This is a genomic window from Paraburkholderia phenoliruptrix (assembly GCF_047325075.1).
Taxonomy (GTDB): domain Bacteria; phylum Pseudomonadota; class Gammaproteobacteria; order Burkholderiales; family Burkholderiaceae; genus Paraburkholderia; species Paraburkholderia phenoliruptrix.
The window spans coordinates 1,678,220-1,692,310 of sequence record NZ_CP168530.1 but is presented as its reverse complement, the minus strand read 5'-3'; the positions used below and the strand labels follow the sequence as shown (position 1 = coordinate 1,692,310).

Annotated in this window: 14 protein-coding genes; 7 read left to right on the top strand and 7 right to left on the bottom strand. The window is 65.2% G+C overall.

Features of this window, described 5'->3' with window-relative positions; all coding sequences use genetic code 11:
• Positions 1-87 precede the first annotated feature (87 nt).
• The gene (locus ACEN8U_RS07500; RefSeq protein WP_310107695.1) at positions 88-324 is read left to right on the top strand and encodes a hypothetical protein; all 237 of its coding nucleotides are present in this window, start codon (positions 88-90) and stop codon (positions 322-324) included.
• 18 nt (positions 325-342) lie between these two features.
• On the opposite strand, the gene ACEN8U_RS07495 is transcribed toward ACEN8U_RS07500, so the two are convergent.
• A complete protein-coding gene (locus ACEN8U_RS07495; protein WP_013590181.1) occupies positions 343-588 on the bottom strand; it encodes a DUF6723 family protein in 246 nt (81 codons plus the stop codon).
• Positions 589-1,084: 496 nt separating this feature from the next.
• Entirely contained in the window at positions 1,085-2,191 is a 1,107-nt protein-coding gene (locus tag ACEN8U_RS07490) for a porin (RefSeq protein WP_310107693.1), read from the bottom strand.
• A 342-nt stretch (positions 2,192-2,533) separates the two neighbouring features.
• Here ACEN8U_RS07490 and ACEN8U_RS07485 point away from each other — a divergent pair, with 342 nt between their 5' ends.
• Positions 2,534-3,757, top strand: coding sequence for an AAA family ATPase (locus ACEN8U_RS07485; RefSeq protein ID WP_310107690.1), 1,224 nt, complete (start codon positions 2,534-2,536; stop codon positions 3,755-3,757).
• A 7-nt stretch (positions 3,758-3,764) separates the two neighbouring features.
• A complete protein-coding gene (locus ACEN8U_RS07480; protein WP_310107689.1) occupies positions 3,765-5,537 on the top strand; it encodes a cobaltochelatase CobT-related protein in 1,773 nt (590 codons plus the stop codon).
• A 31-nt stretch (positions 5,538-5,568) separates the two neighbouring features.
• Here ACEN8U_RS07480 and ACEN8U_RS07475 read toward each other — a convergent pair whose 3' ends face one another.
• Complete coding sequence (locus tag ACEN8U_RS07475) at positions 5,569-6,249, bottom strand: MarC family protein (protein ID WP_014971794.1); 681 nt, start codon at positions 6,247-6,249, stop codon at positions 5,569-5,571.
• Here ACEN8U_RS07475 and ACEN8U_RS07470 point away from each other — a divergent pair.
• From ACEN8U_RS07470 to glgA, 4 genes are all read left to right on the top strand, one after another.
• Complete coding sequence (locus ACEN8U_RS07470) at positions 6,224-6,541, top strand: hypothetical protein (protein WP_310107687.1); 318 nt, start codon at positions 6,224-6,226, stop codon at positions 6,539-6,541. The genes ACEN8U_RS07475 and ACEN8U_RS07470 overlap by 26 nt on opposite strands.
• A gap of 76 nt (positions 6,542-6,617) precedes the next feature.
• Positions 6,618-6,833, top strand: a complete 216-nt coding sequence (locus ACEN8U_RS07465) for a DUF3311 domain-containing protein (protein ID WP_013590187.1) — start codon at positions 6,618-6,620, stop codon at positions 6,831-6,833.
• Positions 6,830-8,302: a sodium:solute symporter family protein gene (locus ACEN8U_RS07460; RefSeq protein WP_013590188.1), complete on the top strand. Its 1,473-nt coding sequence runs from the start codon at positions 6,830-6,832 to the stop codon at positions 8,300-8,302. Before ACEN8U_RS07465 ends, ACEN8U_RS07460 begins: the two co-directional genes overlap by 4 nt.
• 287 nt (positions 8,303-8,589) lie before the next feature.
• Positions 8,590-10,188, top strand: coding sequence for a glycogen synthase GlgA (gene glgA / locus ACEN8U_RS07455; protein ID WP_310107685.1), 1,599 nt, complete (start codon positions 8,590-8,592; stop codon positions 10,186-10,188).
• A 41-nt stretch (positions 10,189-10,229) separates the two neighbouring features.
• Here glgA and ACEN8U_RS07450 read toward each other — a convergent pair whose 3' ends face one another.
• From ACEN8U_RS07450 to ACEN8U_RS07435, 4 genes are all read right to left on the bottom strand, one after another.
• Positions 10,230-11,375 (bottom strand): GGDEF domain-containing protein, encoded by a 1,146-nt coding sequence (locus ACEN8U_RS07450; RefSeq protein WP_310107683.1) that lies wholly within the window; start codon positions 11,373-11,375, stop codon positions 10,230-10,232.
• On the bottom strand, positions 11,335-12,174 hold the full coding sequence (locus ACEN8U_RS07445; protein ID WP_310107682.1) for a hypothetical protein: 840 nt from the start codon (positions 12,172-12,174) through the stop codon (positions 11,335-11,337). The genes ACEN8U_RS07450 and ACEN8U_RS07445 overlap by 41 nt, the downstream gene beginning before the upstream one ends.
• Before the next feature lie 585 nt (positions 12,175-12,759).
• Positions 12,760-13,101 (bottom strand): cupredoxin family copper-binding protein, encoded by a 342-nt coding sequence (locus tag ACEN8U_RS07440; RefSeq protein WP_013590192.1) that lies wholly within the window; start codon positions 13,099-13,101, stop codon positions 12,760-12,762.
• Positions 13,102-13,130: 29 nt separating this feature from the next.
• On the bottom strand, positions 13,131-14,072 hold the full coding sequence (locus tag ACEN8U_RS07435) for a metallophosphoesterase family protein (RefSeq protein WP_013590193.1): 942 nt from the start codon (positions 14,070-14,072) through the stop codon (positions 13,131-13,133).
• Positions 14,073-14,091 lie beyond the last annotated feature (19 nt).

Here is a 14,091-nt window from a genome sequence, read left to right as displayed (position 1 = left end):
TGCCCGTTTTTCGCGGACGCATTGGGCACGTCCATTGCGTCGCACCCGCTGAAGCTTCGCATAGGTCTTTGTAAAAAGGAGCGCCTTATGCCGGTCACCACCATTCGCGTATCGGACACGGAAGTCCAGGTCGAACGCACGCTTTACACGTTCGCGCAAAAGAGCGACGCAGACGCCTTCGCGCAGTGCGTAGCGAACGATTCGATCGACACCTGCTATCGCAATCATCCGCCGCTGTCCGCGCGGCCCACGGTGCCGGACGAACATCCCGACGATCCGAATCGCGGCAGCACGATCTCGCCCTCGCTCGGCGGCATGCCTTGACGCATGCGCAGGCCGCCGTCACTTTTCCGGCGAAGCGCGGTCGGCCGCGACGATCTGTTTGCCGTACTCGATGGCGGCGCGGCGCGCTTCGTCGGCCGTGTCGTAGGGTCCGATCTCCGGCGCGCCGTCGAACGGAAACAGAATCCTCCTGTCCGCTTTGCGCAGGACCTTCAGTCCACCTACGTAACGGCCGTCGCCTGTGCCGTGATAGCTGGCGAAAATCTCGAACTCGTCGTCAGCAACGTCGGCCTTGTGTCGCGCCATTTCCGTGTCCTTGTCCCTTGTCTTCGCGGTGCTCGAGGTTCGATGTCCGGCGAGGCACTCACGCCGTGCCGCGCGATGCCGTGTGCAGGGCGCGTGACCGAACGGAGCAACGCCCGTTCCACGTGCGAAAGCCACTACGCAGAAGGCGATGGAGGGAACGGATGAGACCGCGCATTGCGCAAGAGGCAAGAAACAAAGAGGAGGTAACGATGACCGTGCCGAACCCGCATGACGCAGTAACCTCGGTCATGCACACGCCGACGCCGCCCGAGATCGATCCGGAAGCGCCGCCGCCCCCGAGCATCGACCCCGACCCGCCGCCCGCGCCCGACGACGATCCGGGCGGCCCGCCACGCGCGCCCGAAGGCGACCCGCCCGCCCGGCCGCCGCCGGTGCATGCGCGCGCACCGCACGCCGCGTACCGGCAGTCGGCTTGTGCCTGGAGACAGGATAGCCGCGCTCGCCGGCGCGTGCGCCGAGGCCCTCGGTTGACGAATCAGAACTGGTGCAGCATGCCCACGTAAGCACCCGTCTGCGATTCGCCGACGAGCGGGCTCGTGTTGCTCGCGGAGTCGCGCGGCGACGCCTGCAGCGAAAAGTTCGCGTTGCTGCTGTTGCGCACATAGCCCACGGTGCCGTAGACGAAGGTGCGCTTCGAGAGGTTATAGGTGGTGCCGAGCACGTACATCATCGCGTGACCGGACGGATCGTGCGCGGCGTCGCCCGTGCCGTCGCCGACCTTGACGTAGTAGCCACCCGCGGTCACGGCCCAGCGCGGCTGGAAGTTGTAGGTGGCGCCGAGCCAGTAGTGATCGGCGGTATCGGCCACGCCTGCCGGCGAATCCGGCGCCGAATAATGCGTGTAGGCGCCCTGGATCTTCACCGCGTCGAAATGCACGTTGGCCCCGACGAAGTATTCGCGCGAGCTCTGGAAGATGTTCGAGAACCGTCCATTGCTGTCGCGCAGTTCGTCGTAAATGCCGCGCACGTCGAAGAGTGGGGAATGATAGGTCAGCATGATGCCGTCCGAGCGGCCAAACTCGCCGTTCGCGCCGCTGTTGAACGCGCCCGGCTGATTGCCGAATGCATACTGCGCCTGGACGTCGAAGCCCCAGAAAACCGGGCTGTGATATTCGACGTTATTACTGGTTTGTCGCCAGTTGCGCCCGCGCACGAGCGAAGCCGACGAAAACGCCTGCTGCACGAAGGGATCGAATTCCCACACACCGTCGCTGTCGATGAACAGATTGCGTCCCGCCTGCAGCGTGCCCCATTGCTGGCTGCTCAGCCCGGCAAACGCGCGCCGGGACCAGAGGCGTCCGCCGCTCGTGGTGCCGTCCATCACCTGCAGGCCCGTTTCCAGATTGAAGATAGCCTGGAGCCCGCCGCCGAGCTCTTCGCTGCCCTTCAGGCCGAGCATGCTGGTGCCCCAGTCGCCGCCCTCCCCGCGCCAGCGGCTCGAATTTCCGCCCGAACCGTTGTTGATGTGATTCATGTATTCGATGCCCGCGTCGAGCCGGCCATAGAGCGTCACGCTCGTTTGACCGTAGGCGAGCGGGCTGACTACCGCGAGTGCGGCCACCAGTTTCGTATGTCGTCTCATTGTCCCGCCATGATTTCTTGTGATGTTTTCTTGACCTGTTCTGGCGACGCCGGGCCAGCAACGCACAGACCACGCACTCCGCAGACCGAACGCCACGCATTGCCGCCGAACTATAGGTGATGCGGGCTTCAGCCTCTATCTGTTTTACGCAATAGACTCTTGCGACGCACGCACGCCGCTTTTTCCCGCCGTGGCGCAAACCGGCGAATCGAAAGCCGGCCAAGTTAAGATAGCCGCTCAATCAGCATGAGCCGCGCGGGTCATCCTGCCGGCCCCCTGACGTGCCACCTTTCGTGCCACCTTTCGTGCCACCTTTCGTGCCATTTTTCCTGCCGGATTCCGATGAACGCGCCTGATCTGATCGAAGAACAACACCTTGGCCTCTATCGACGCACGACAGAAAGCGCCGTGGAGTGGTGGCGCGTGAGCGTCGCGGACCGGCCGCAGACCTACCGGCTCGAACACGGCGTCGATCACGGCGAGCGGCACGGCGCCGTCGATCTCGATCTGGTTGTCGATGCCGAGAACCTGCGCGCCAAGCTGAAGAAATGGCGCCGCGAAGGTTTCGCGCTGCAAACCGCCGACGACACGGACCTCGCTCCCGGGTCCGAGCGCGACGAATTCATGCCGCAATTGCGGCGCGCCGCGGCGCACGCGCGCGCGGCAAGGCGGGATGAGACGCCGCGCGAAGCGACGACCGTGCGCATCGGCGGTATTGACGTGCCTTGCGGCGCCGGCCACCCGCTCGTGCCGCGCGTGAACCCGGCGTACCTGTTTTCCGCGCGCTTTGACAACATTCTCGAAGACATCGCCGAAAACAGGCGCGTCATGCTGATCGGGCACACGGGTGCCGGCAAGACAAGCCTGATCGAGCAGGTCGCCGCGCGCTCGCAGCACGGCGTGTTGCGCTCCAACATGAACGGCCAGACCACCGTCGGCGACTTCGTCGGCTTCTGGACGGTCAAGGGCGGCGAAACGCTGTGGGTCGACGGCGTGCTGCCCACGGCGATGCGCGAAGGTCTGTGGCTGATCGTCGACGAAATCGACTTTGCCGAGCCGTCGATCCTCGCCGCGCTGACCGCGGTGCTCGAGCCGCACGGCCGTCTCGTGCTGAAGGAGAAAGGCAACGAGATCGTCGCGCCCCATCCGTCGTTCCGGCTCTTCGCAACCGCCAACGCGGTGGGCGCCATGAGCCAGTTCCGCCATCTGTATCAAGGCGCGAATCTGATGAACGAGGCGTTTCTCGACCGCTGGCGCGTGTATCTGCTCGACTATCTGTCGCCCGCCGAAGAGACCGACGTGCTGGTGCGCACGCTCGGGCCGCACATGACGCGCCCGCTGGCCGTCACGCTCGCCGCCATTGCCGCCGACTGCCGCGCGGCCTTCGCGCGCGAGGATCTGTCGAGCGCGTTCTCCACGCGGCGTCTCATCGACTGGGCGGAACTGATGCTACGCACCGGCGACCCCGAGCGCGCGGCCGGCCCTGCGATCTACGCGAAGGTGAGCCCCGAAGATGCCGCGCTGATTCGCGGCATCATCCGCCATCACATCGCGCCGGCAGGCTGACGCCCGCATGAACGCCCGCCATGCACTGCGCGACGCACGCGGCTTCGCGTTCGAATCGACGCTCGGCAAGATTGCGCGCGTGCTGACCGGGCAGTACGGCGTCGCGGTCGTATTCAGTCCCGACGGCCCGCGTGTCGAACCCGGCCGCATTGTGATACCCGACTACGCGCTGGAAGGCGGCGTCGAGCGCGACGTGCTGATCGGCTACCTCGATCTGCTGGTCGCGCGGGCAAAACATGCGTCGCCCGGCGAACTCGACGCATTGCCGCGAGGCGTCACGGCCAATCTGGCACAGGTGATCGACGATCGCCGGGTGTGCGCGCAACTGCTCGACGAATATCCGGGCGCGCGCTGGTTCATCGGCACATTGCGCGTCCATGCCGCCGAGCGCGCGCGTCTGCGCTGGCCGAAACTGCATTGGCGCGACCGGCTCGTGTGGCTTGTCGAGCGCGCCTTGTGGGACGAACAACCCACCGCCGCCGAGGCGAGGCACTCGCTGCTCGCCGCCCTGCATGCGGCCGGCGACATCCTCACGCAGGCGCGCGCGAGCGGCTCGACCGCAGACAGCATCGACGCGGCGCACGCACTGGTCGCGCGGGTGCGCGCCTTGTCGGCGGGCGACGTCAACACAATGACCTTTACGGCCGGCCCGGTCGAGGATATCGACACGGACACGGCGCCCTCGTCCGCGCCATTCGACGATTCGCCGCTGCCGGACGCCGACCTCGCCGATCACGCGGACGAGGCGGACAACGTCGCGACCTCGCCGCCTGCGGACAAAAGCCGCGGCGCGCAGTCGGAGCACGCCGTCGGCATGGCGCAGACGCTGGCCGGCGCACAGCAGCCATCCCGTGACTCGCACGACGCGACAGGCGGCCCGCGAGGTTTCGCGCGGCCGCAGCTGTCGCTGCCGCTCGCGACCGAGTTCGATGAAATCACCGACCTTACCGGCCAGGGCGACAGTGGCGCATGGCGTGAATTGCGGGCGCGCGCGCGCGCGGACACCGCACCGCTGAAGGACAAGCTGGAGCGCGCGCTCAGCGCCGACGAGCGCATCCGCTGGCGCCGCGAGCAGGAGCGCGGCGAGCTCGACCGCACGGCGCTCGCGAGGCTCGCGACTTCGCCGGGCTACCGCACGCCGTTTCGCACGCAGCGGCCGTCCAAAGGCCGCGACGTGGCGGTGACGCTGCTGATCGATCGCAGCGGTTCGATGGCGGGCCGCAAGATCGAACTCGCGCGGCTCTGCGCCAGTGCCTTATGCGATGCGCTCACGCAGCTATCGTTCGATTGCGAGGTGCTCGGCTACTGCTCGCTCGAATCGGCGCCGATGCGGCAACTCTACGAGCGGCAACGCGCGGCCGGCGCGGATTTGCGGCGCTACAACCGCTTCGTCGAACGCCTCGATCTGAAGGTCTACAAGCGCTTCGGCGCGACCGATATGAGCGGCATTGCCGCGCTCGACTGTGGTCACGAGAATCCGGACGGCGAGGCGCTGGCCTGGGCGGCCGCGCGGCTCGCGGACCATCCCGCCGGGCGTCGCATCCTGATGGTGTTCTCGGACGGCTATCCGTCAACCGGCGACGGCGACCCGCAGGTGCTGCGCAGCGATCTGCGCGAACGCGTGGCGGCAATCGGCCAGCGCGGCATCGAGCTCGTCGGCATCGGCGTGTTGACCGATGCCGTCGAGGACTTCTATCCGCACAACGTGGTGGTGAGCCGTCTCGCGCAATTGCCGTCGACGGTGTTCTCGGTGCTGAGCTCCATGCTGCTCGTGCGCTGACGCGACGCGAACCTGTTGGCGGGTTTCATGCTCAACGGCTCACCGCCGGTGGCATCGTCGCAATGGGAATCAGGAATTCGGAGAAGCCGGTCAGCATGATCTGCACGCCGATGCACAGCAACAGAAACGAAGAAACGCGCATGGCCACCTTGGTGCCTTCGGCGCCGAGATACCGGGCGAACACCACCGAGCGGCTGTAGACCAGATACACGGTCAGCGCAACCGCGAGTGTTATCACGACCGACGCAATGCCCGACAGCACGAACTCGGAAAGCTTGTGCGTGCGGTTGGCGGTCAGCGCGATGGCCGTGGCGATGGAGCCGGGCCCGGTGGTCAGCGGAATCGTCAGCGGGAAGAACGCCCGCGCCTTTGCATTTTCGGCGTCCACGCGCTTCACGCCCGGCTGCTCGGCGGGCTGCGTGTCGGGCGCATTCAGCATCTGCCAGCCGCCCACCGCGACCGCGAGGCCGCCGCCGATGCGCAGCGCCTCCATCGAAATGCCGAAGAAATGCAGGATCGGCGTACCGATGAAAAACGCCACCAGCAGCACGCAAACGACATTGATCGCGATCTTTCTCGCGAGCGCCGTGCGTTCTTCGGTCGTCAGCGAAGCGGTGCGGTCAAGAAAGACAAAGGCCACGCCGATCGGGTTGATGATGCTGATGAGCCCCGTGAAGCCAAACAGAATGTCCGAGATCAGACTTTCGACCATATGCGATCCGTATCGAGCGGCCGCCCGGGCATTGCGACTGCTGCGGGGCGTGCCGCGCCGTGTAGTTGAACCGGAGGCGCGAAACCTCCAGAGCCTGCGTACGCTGCGTGGCCAGCATCATATCGCGGCGCGATATAAATTCATGGAAAAGGCGTGCCGCTCGGGCATGCACCGCGAGTGCCCGATCGCGGCGCTCGCGCATTGCAACGCAGCAACAGGTCGCGGGCGCCGCGCCGATCGATGCGCACGCAACTTTCAGACAGCCTACATTTTTTTGAACTACTTTACGTGACGGAAGCATCCGGCATACAGTCGCGAGCGAAGCTGCACTTTCAACGAGACGTACTCACAGTTCGAGGAGTTGCCCCATGTTGCTTCGTGTACTCGCCGCGCTGCCGTTCATCGGCATTCTGCTCGGTGTTCCGTTTGTGAACCGCGTCGAGCCGCTCCTGCTCGGCATGCCGTTCGTGCTGGGCTGGATCGTCGCGTGGGTAGTGTTGAGTTCGATCATCATGGCGATCGTCTATCGTCTGGACCCGTCGAATCGGCAGATTGCGGCCGATAGCGAGGAGGTCCGCCCATGAGCGCACTCGTCATCATTGCAGCCATCACGCTGTTTGCGCTCTTTCTCGGCGTGCGCGCGAAGCATGGCCACGACATGAGCCTCGAACAGTGGACCGTGGGCGGCCGCAGCTTCGGCACCGCCTTCGTGTTCCTGCTCATGGCCGGCGAGATCTACACGACGTTTACGTTCCTCGGCGGCAGCGGCTTTGCGTACGGCAAAGGCGCGGCCGTCTATTACATTCTCGCGTACGGCACGCTTGCGTACATTCTGTCGTACTGGATGCTGCCGCCCATCTGGCGTTTTGCGAAACAGCAGCGTCTCGTGTCGCAGCCGCATTTCTTTACCCGCAAATACGACAGCCCGGCGCTCGGCACGCTCGTCGCGCTGGTCGGCGTGGCCGCGCTGATTCCTTACCTCGTGCTGCAGTTGAAGGGCCTCGGCATTATTGTCGCGACGGCTTCGTATGGCGCGATCTCGTCGACGGCCGCCATCTGGATCGGCGCCGCGGTCGTGACCGCGTATGTGATCGTCTCCGGCGTGCGCGGCTCCGCATGGAACTCGGTCGTCAAAGACCTGCTGATTCTGGCGATCGTTCTCTTTCTCGGGATCTATCTGCCGCTGCACTACTACGGCGGCCTCGGCGAGATGTTCCATGCCATCGACACGGCCCGTCCCGGCTTCCTGACGTTCCCGGCGAAAGGCTCGAGCGTGACTTGGTTCCAGTCCACGGTGCTGCTCACGGCACTCGGCTTTTTCATGTGGCCGCATACGTTCGGCTCGATCTTCACCGCGAAAGACGAGCGCATCTTCCGCCGCAACGCGATGGTGCTGCCGCTCTACCAGCTGATTCTGCTGTTCGTGTTCTTCGTCGGCTTCGCGGCCACGCTGAAAGTGCCGGGGCTGAAAGGCGGCGACATCGACCTGTCGCTGTTCCGTCTTTCCTTGCAGACCTTCGACCCGTGGTTCGTCGGTGTAATCGGCGCGGCAGGCATTCTGACCGCGCTGGTGCCGGGCTCGATGATCCTCACGTCGGCATCCACGCTGCTCGCAAACGACGTGTATCGCGGCATGGTGAACCGCAATGCGTCCGACGCCGCGGTCGCGAATCTCGCGCGCATTCTCGTGCCTGTCGTCGCGCTGGTGGCGGTCGCCTTTACGCTGCACGGCGGCGAAACCATCGTGGCCTTGCTGCTGATGGGCTACAGCTTCGTCACACAGCTCTTTCCGGCCGTCGTCTGCAGCCTCTTTCCGCGCAATCGGGCCACGAAGCAAGGGGCGTTCTGCGGAATCGTGGCGGGCGTCGCGGTGGTGGCGATCACCACGACGATGCATCTGACGATCGGCCAGTTGATGCCGTTCCTGCCCGACGCACTCAAGGACGTGAACATCGGCTTTGTCGCGCTCGCGGTCAATATCATCGTCTTCATTATCGTCAGTGCTATGACGCAAAGCGGGCGCGTCGGACACACGCACGCATCGGCGCATTGACCGCGCCCTGCGCCAGCCCTGCCGTTGCTCTCAGCAAGAAGCCGTCGCCCCGAGCGGCGGCTTTTTTTTCGCGCGCACAAGGCGCAACGTCAAAACTACACGCACGTGAAAAAACGCCCACCCCGCGGAAGGCGAACGCAGCTTTTGTAACTGACCGTAAGCCGCGTAACACATTAGCGTGAAGGCGCCCCAAGCCTGCGCGTGGCGGGCACAGCGCTTGCTGTTTTATGGCCCTGTGTTTCCGCCGCACTGCACAAGTGCAAAAAACGCGTCCTTTGGGGGCCACCTTGCCGCTTAACGTTCTTCTTGTCGCTTCCGAAGCCCTTCCTCTCGCCAAAACCGGCGGACTCGGCGACATGGTCAGCGCCTATGCCGCAGCCTTGCAGGATACCGGCGTCGACGTCTCGATCCTGATGCCCGCGTACCCGGCGGCGCTCGCGCGCGCCGTCGACGTCACGCCGGTGGCGCGCATGACCGGCCTGCCGGGCGGCGATGCGCGTCTGTTGCGCGCGCGCATGCCGGATAGCGGCGTGACGGTGCTGCTGCTGCAAATGGACCACCTGTTTGCGCGCGAAGGCTTGTACCGCGACCCGCAAGGACGCGACTACCTCGACAACCTGACGCGCTTCGCCTCGCTAGCGGCAGCCGCCACCCGGGTGGCGCGAGGCGTTCGCAATCTGAAACGCCCCGACATCGTGCACGCGCACGATTGGCATGCGGGTCTCACGCCGCTCTATATGCGTCTCGCAGGCGTGGCAGCAAAAAGCGTCTTCACGATTCACAACCTGGCCTTCCAGGGCAATCATCCACTCGCGATGGGCGGCTGGATCGGCGTGCCGCCGGAGTTGCTCGTGCCCGCACTGACCGACGAACGCAGCATCGAATATTACGGATCCCTTAGCATGATGAAGGCGGGTATCGTGCACGCGGACCGCGTCACGACCGTCAGCCAGCGCTATGCGCGCGAAATTCTCACGCCCCGCTTCGGTCACGGAATGGAAGGCGTGCTGCAGGCGCAGGCGGCCAAGCTTTCGGGAATCGTCAATGGAATCGACACGTCCATGTGGAATCCGGCTGCGGACGCGTACATCGCCCGCCCGTATTCGCTCGACGACACGGCCGGCAAGCAGGCCTGCAAGCGCGACTTGCAACAGGCGTTCGGTTTGACGCGCGACCCGTTCGCGCCGCTCGTCGCGATCGGCAGCCGGCTCACGCAACAGAAACTCGCGGACGTGGTGGCGCGCGCGCTGCCCGCGCTGCTGGAGCAGCATCCGCGTTTGCAGTTCGCGATTCTCGGCGAGGGCGAGCGTGCGCTCGAAGAGGCGCTGCAGGAGTTGGCCGCGGCGTGGCCGGGCCGCGTGGGCGTGCAGATCGGTTACGACGAGCGGCGCGCGCACATGCTGCATGCCGGTGCCGATATTCTGCTGCACGGCAGCCGCTTCGAGCCTTGCGGACTCACGCAACTCTATGCCATGCGTTACGGCACGGTTCCGGTGGCGTCGCGCGTGGGCGGCCTCGCGGATACGATTGTCGATTACGCGCCGGATCAGGCGCGCGACGAAGACTGTGCGACCGGCTTCCTGTTCGACGGAGAAGACGTGCATGACGTCGTGCATGCGGTGGGCCGCGCGCTGGCCGCGTTCGTGCGGCCGTCGTCGTGGCATGCGTTGCAGCGCAATGCGATGAGCCGCGATTCGAGCTGGGAAGTGTCGACGTCGAACTACCTTGCACTCTACGCGGATCTCGTCGATGCACGTCCCGCACTGCGCGACACGCGGGTTCGCAAGACGCCTGGCCGTTCGCGAACCGCAGCGGCCGGCGCGCGCCAGGCTCGGCGCGATGAGGCATTCAACGCGGGCGTCAGCGAGATGGTGCTGAGCGCGTAGCCGCAGCGCGGCGCTACGCGGGGCTCGCGCGCGCTCGGGCCTCAGGATGCGCGGGAGACAAACGCGTAGCCGTCCTTACCGCTGCGCTTGACCTGGTACATGGCCGCGTCGGCGGCAGCCACGAGGCGGCGATAGTCGTCGACGAGATCCGGATAGGTGGCGATGCCGATGCTTGCGCGAACCATGCCCATGCCCATCTGCTCGTCCGTGCGCACCACGCAGCCAATCAGACGTTGCGCGATGTGACGCAGTTCTTCCTGCGCGGAGAACCGGCGAACGAGCACCGCGAATTCATCGCCGCCTATTCGCGCGACGACGTCGTCTCTGCGCACCGATTCGCGAAAGCGCTTTGAAACCTCGATGAGAAACTCGTCGCCGACGCGATGGCCGAGCGAATCGTTGACCTGTTTGAAGCCGTCGAGGTCCATATACAGCACGGCGATCTTCGCTGCGCCCGCGTCGCTCGACGCCTGCATGGCGGCCTCCTCCAGCGCGGCCACGAGCTTGCGCCGATTGGCGAGGCCCGTCATCGGATCGTGCAGCGCGGCGTGCTCGAATTCGTGCGACTGGCCGGCCAGTTGCCGGTTGCGCTTCGCGTACATGCCGAGCGCCGTGATCAGCATGCAGAACAACAGTGCCGCAATCGCGATGAGCATGCGCGAGACGAGCGTGATCCGCTTGCGCATGTCGGCGCTGTGCGCATCGCGCTGCGCGTGCCAGTACGACGACGCGTTGCCGAGCAACGCGTCCATTTGCGCGAGCGTGGCATCGGGCAACAACACGGACGACGGAATACGCGGCGCGCCGGCGGGACTGGCATTCACCAGCGCGGCGAGCGAGGCGAGGCGCCGCGTCAGTTCGGCGCGCGCCTCGCGGTAGCCGTTCGCCGCGGTGTCGTGCGCGCCCGGCACTTCGTCCCATACGCCGACCCGCGTGCGCGCCGTCTGCGCGTGCTCGACGGCCTCGAGCACGAGGCTCGCGTATTCCTGTTTGACCTGATCGGAAAACACGGTTCTGATCTGCGTGGCCAGATACAACAGGCCGATCAGCAGGCACAGCAGCGACGCGACGGCGACGGTGGCTGGGCCGGGTGTGAGCCGCCAGCCGCCTGCGCGCAGGCGGCCCGGGCGCCAGGCGAAGAGCGGCTCAGGGATGCGAGTAGAGGTCTTGCTGGCTTCCGCTGCCATGTTGTCGATAGCTCACGCGTCGAAAGAACGAACCCATTCGTGCAAAGAGATTGCTTTTCCGCCGCGGGCTCGACGCCGACGCGCGTCGTTCCTGCTGGGCGTATCTCGCTTCACGCGCGGGGCGCGCGGAGGCGAGCTGCGGCGCCGCAGCTTCGGGAGCGCGTGCGACAGTCGGCACGGCGCGAGGCGAGAGGGCCGCTGCCGCCGCTGTGGTCGGCGGTGCATCGGAGGAGTTGTCCGCCAGCACTTCTTCTTCCTCGTCGGGACGGGAGATCTGCCCGGTCCATGTCGACGGCTTGCGACTCTCGTCAACGGAAGATGCCGACGGCTGCGCCGGAATCGCGGGCAAGTCGAGCAACGCGATGGTGTCCGCGGGCGTGGTGGGCGCAACGCCGGGATTCCGCGTCGGTGCACCGAGCGCGGAGGTCACGAGCGGTGGGGTCGGCGGCGCTGCCGGCACCGTCGCGGCGGGCGGCGCGACGTCGACGTTCATGGCAAGCGGACTGCCGGGTCCCTCCGACGATTTCGCCAGCACGGCCGCCGCGTTACCCGGAGCAGGCATACGCAGCGCCTGGCGCGCGCGGGCGATGGCCTCCGCGTAGGTCTGCTGATCGCTGTTGAACCAGACGCCGTAAGCCACGGTGCCCACGACGCCGAACGCAAGCGCGCTCGCCGCCGCCACGCACAGGGCGAGGCGTCCGAAGCGCGGCGTCACGCCGGTTGTTTCAGCCGTTCCGTTATCAAAGTCCACATCGTCGTTGTCCGCGCGAACATGAGGCAAGTCAGGATCGTTGTACATCGTAATACTCCGCAATTCTTCCGTCTGACGCTCCATCAGGCCTGATCACACAACTCGCACGGTCGATGCAAACGCTGCTGGAAGAATGTAACTCTCTCGTCCGATAGCGACAACACGACTCGGTCTGCTTCAAACGTCTGTTCGGCAGATCGCATTAGAGCCTGGAAAAGCAGGTAAAACGTTCAACGCCGCATGCATATGCGACAAACCTCAGCGCGTTGACCCGACCGTTCCCGCTGCGAAGGCCCGCTGCGCGCAGCATTGAAGCCGGCAGCGGGTGCGGGGCCCGTTAACATGCAATAAGCAGGCCTGTTTTGGCGGGTTTTAACTGCTGGGCGGCAGGCGCGCTTCAAACATGCGCGCAACGCACGCATGAAAATGGTTGCGCGATCCACTAAATGGAGTGCTTTTCTCGCAGCCCTGTGGGCGGCAAAAAGCAGGACATTCTGCTCGCGCGCGCCGCCGTGCGCAGTCGCCCCGCCTTCTGCCCTGAGCGGAAAAATGGCGCGTTTTGCCGAGATTTCGGCACAAAACCGCTATGGCGAAATCGAAACACCCGGCGGCTCGCGCGCGGCGTGCTCCCACTTACTGGACGGTGATCGTCTCTTTCATGTTCGGATGAATGCCGCAAAACACGTTGTACACGCCCGGCTTGTCAAACTTGAACTGGTAAGTATCGTTCTGATCGAGCGCTGCCGAGCGGAACATGCCCGCATCGTTGACGACCGTATGCGGCTCGCCGTCGAGGTTTTTCCACGTCACGGTCGTTCCGGCCTTGATCGTGAGCGCCATCGGCGAAAACATAAAGTTTTTGATGACCACCTGGCCGGGCGTTTCGGCCCACGCGGACAGCACCCCGGCGCCCGCGACGAGCGCGGCGCCGGCAATGAGTCCCATCCATCCACGGCGAAGGAAATTGTTTCGCATGACTGATCTCCATGAAGTGGGTCTGGCCGCTACGACACCAGCGTCGCGTCGGCAAGCGTTGCTCCGAGCGGATGACGTGCGATCGTGACGCTCGTCACGCCGAGCATCTTCGGAAGCTGAGCGCTTGCAACCGTCATCGGGCCGGGACCCGGACCCTGCCCTGCGGCCGGTTGCGGATAGGCCGTGGAACGGGCGGTGTGAAAGGTGATGTTGCCCTCCACTTTCGAAACGATCTGATGGATATGGCCGTTCAACACCGTGACCGAGCCGAAGCGTTTCAGATAGCTCATCGCCTCGCCTGCGTCGCCGGTGCCCCAGCCCCACGGCTCATAGATCGTCCACATCGGCATATGGGCGAAAACCACGATCGGCGTGCTCGATGAGCGTGCCTTGAGGTCGTTCTCGAGCCATTTCAATTGTTCGTCGCCTAAACTGCCGAGCCCGTTCGGCTTGAAGTGCATCACATTGACGAGACCGACGAAGTGCACACCGTCATGGTCGAAGCTGTAATAGCCCTTGTTATCCGACGCTTGACCAAAGCGGCTGAAGTACTCGGTGCCGGGGCCGTCGGTCACGTCGTGCTCGCCGGGGACGGTATGCAGTTCCGTGACCGGCAGTCCGGACAGCAATTGCGCGGCAAGATCGAACTCGGCGGCCTTCGAAAGATGCGTGATGTCGCCGGTATGAATGGCGAGCGCGGGCTTGACCGGCATGGCGTTGACGAACTCGATGGTCTGCTTCAGCGTGCCGGCAACGTCGGGGTTGGCTTCCTTGTTGAAGCCGATATGCGTGTCGCTGATCTGAAGAAAGAGCGGCACGCCGGCCGTCGCGGCGGGTTTGCCGTCGGCGGCGAGCGCGAGCTGCATCGGCGTGAGAACGCCGCCCGCGAGAACGAAGAGCGTACCCGCGCCGCCGAACGCGAGGCATTTCAGTGCGCCGCGGCGCGACGGATCGAAGGAATGTGACGACATGTTGGCCTCACGATAACGG

Bases quoted from the DNA above. Each gene is read 5' to 3' on its own strand.
- ACEN8U_RS07440 (WP_013590192.1), bottom strand. From the start codon at position 13,101: ATGCGAAACAATTTCCTTCGCCGTGGATGGATGGGACTCATTGCCGGC.
- ACEN8U_RS07450 (WP_310107683.1), bottom strand. From the start codon at position 11,375: ATGGCAGCGGAAGCCAGCAAGACCTCTACTCGCATCCCTGAGCCGCTC.
- ACEN8U_RS07480 (WP_310107689.1), top strand. From the start codon at position 3,765: ATGAACGCCCGCCATGCACTGCGCGACGCACGCGGCTTCGCGTTCGAA.
- ACEN8U_RS07495 (WP_013590181.1), bottom strand. From the start codon at position 588: ATGGCGCGACACAAGGCCGACGTTGCTGACGACGAGTTCGAGATTTTC.
- ACEN8U_RS07475 (WP_014971794.1), bottom strand. From the start codon at position 6,249: ATGGTCGAAAGTCTGATCTCGGACATTCTGTTTGGCTTCACGGGGCTC.
- ACEN8U_RS07485 (WP_310107690.1), top strand. From the start codon at position 2,534: ATGAACGCGCCTGATCTGATCGAAGAACAACACCTTGGCCTCTATCGA.
- ACEN8U_RS07460 (WP_013590188.1), top strand. From the start codon at position 6,830: ATGAGCGCACTCGTCATCATTGCAGCCATCACGCTGTTTGCGCTCTTT.
- ACEN8U_RS07435 (WP_013590193.1), bottom strand. From the start codon at position 14,072: ATGTCGTCACATTCCTTCGATCCGTCGCGCCGCGGCGCACTGAAATGC.
- ACEN8U_RS07465 (WP_013590187.1), top strand. From the start codon at position 6,618: ATGTTGCTTCGTGTACTCGCCGCGCTGCCGTTCATCGGCATTCTGCTC.
- ACEN8U_RS07470 (WP_310107687.1), top strand. From the start codon at position 6,224: ATGTCCGAGATCAGACTTTCGACCATATGCGATCCGTATCGAGCGGCC.
- ACEN8U_RS07490 (WP_310107693.1), bottom strand. From the start codon at position 2,191: ATGAGACGACATACGAAACTGGTGGCCGCACTCGCGGTAGTCAGCCCG.
- ACEN8U_RS07445 (WP_310107682.1), bottom strand. From the start codon at position 12,174: ATGTACAACGATCCTGACTTGCCTCATGTTCGCGCGGACAACGACGAT.
- ACEN8U_RS07500 (WP_310107695.1), top strand. From the start codon at position 88: ATGCCGGTCACCACCATTCGCGTATCGGACACGGAAGTCCAGGTCGAA.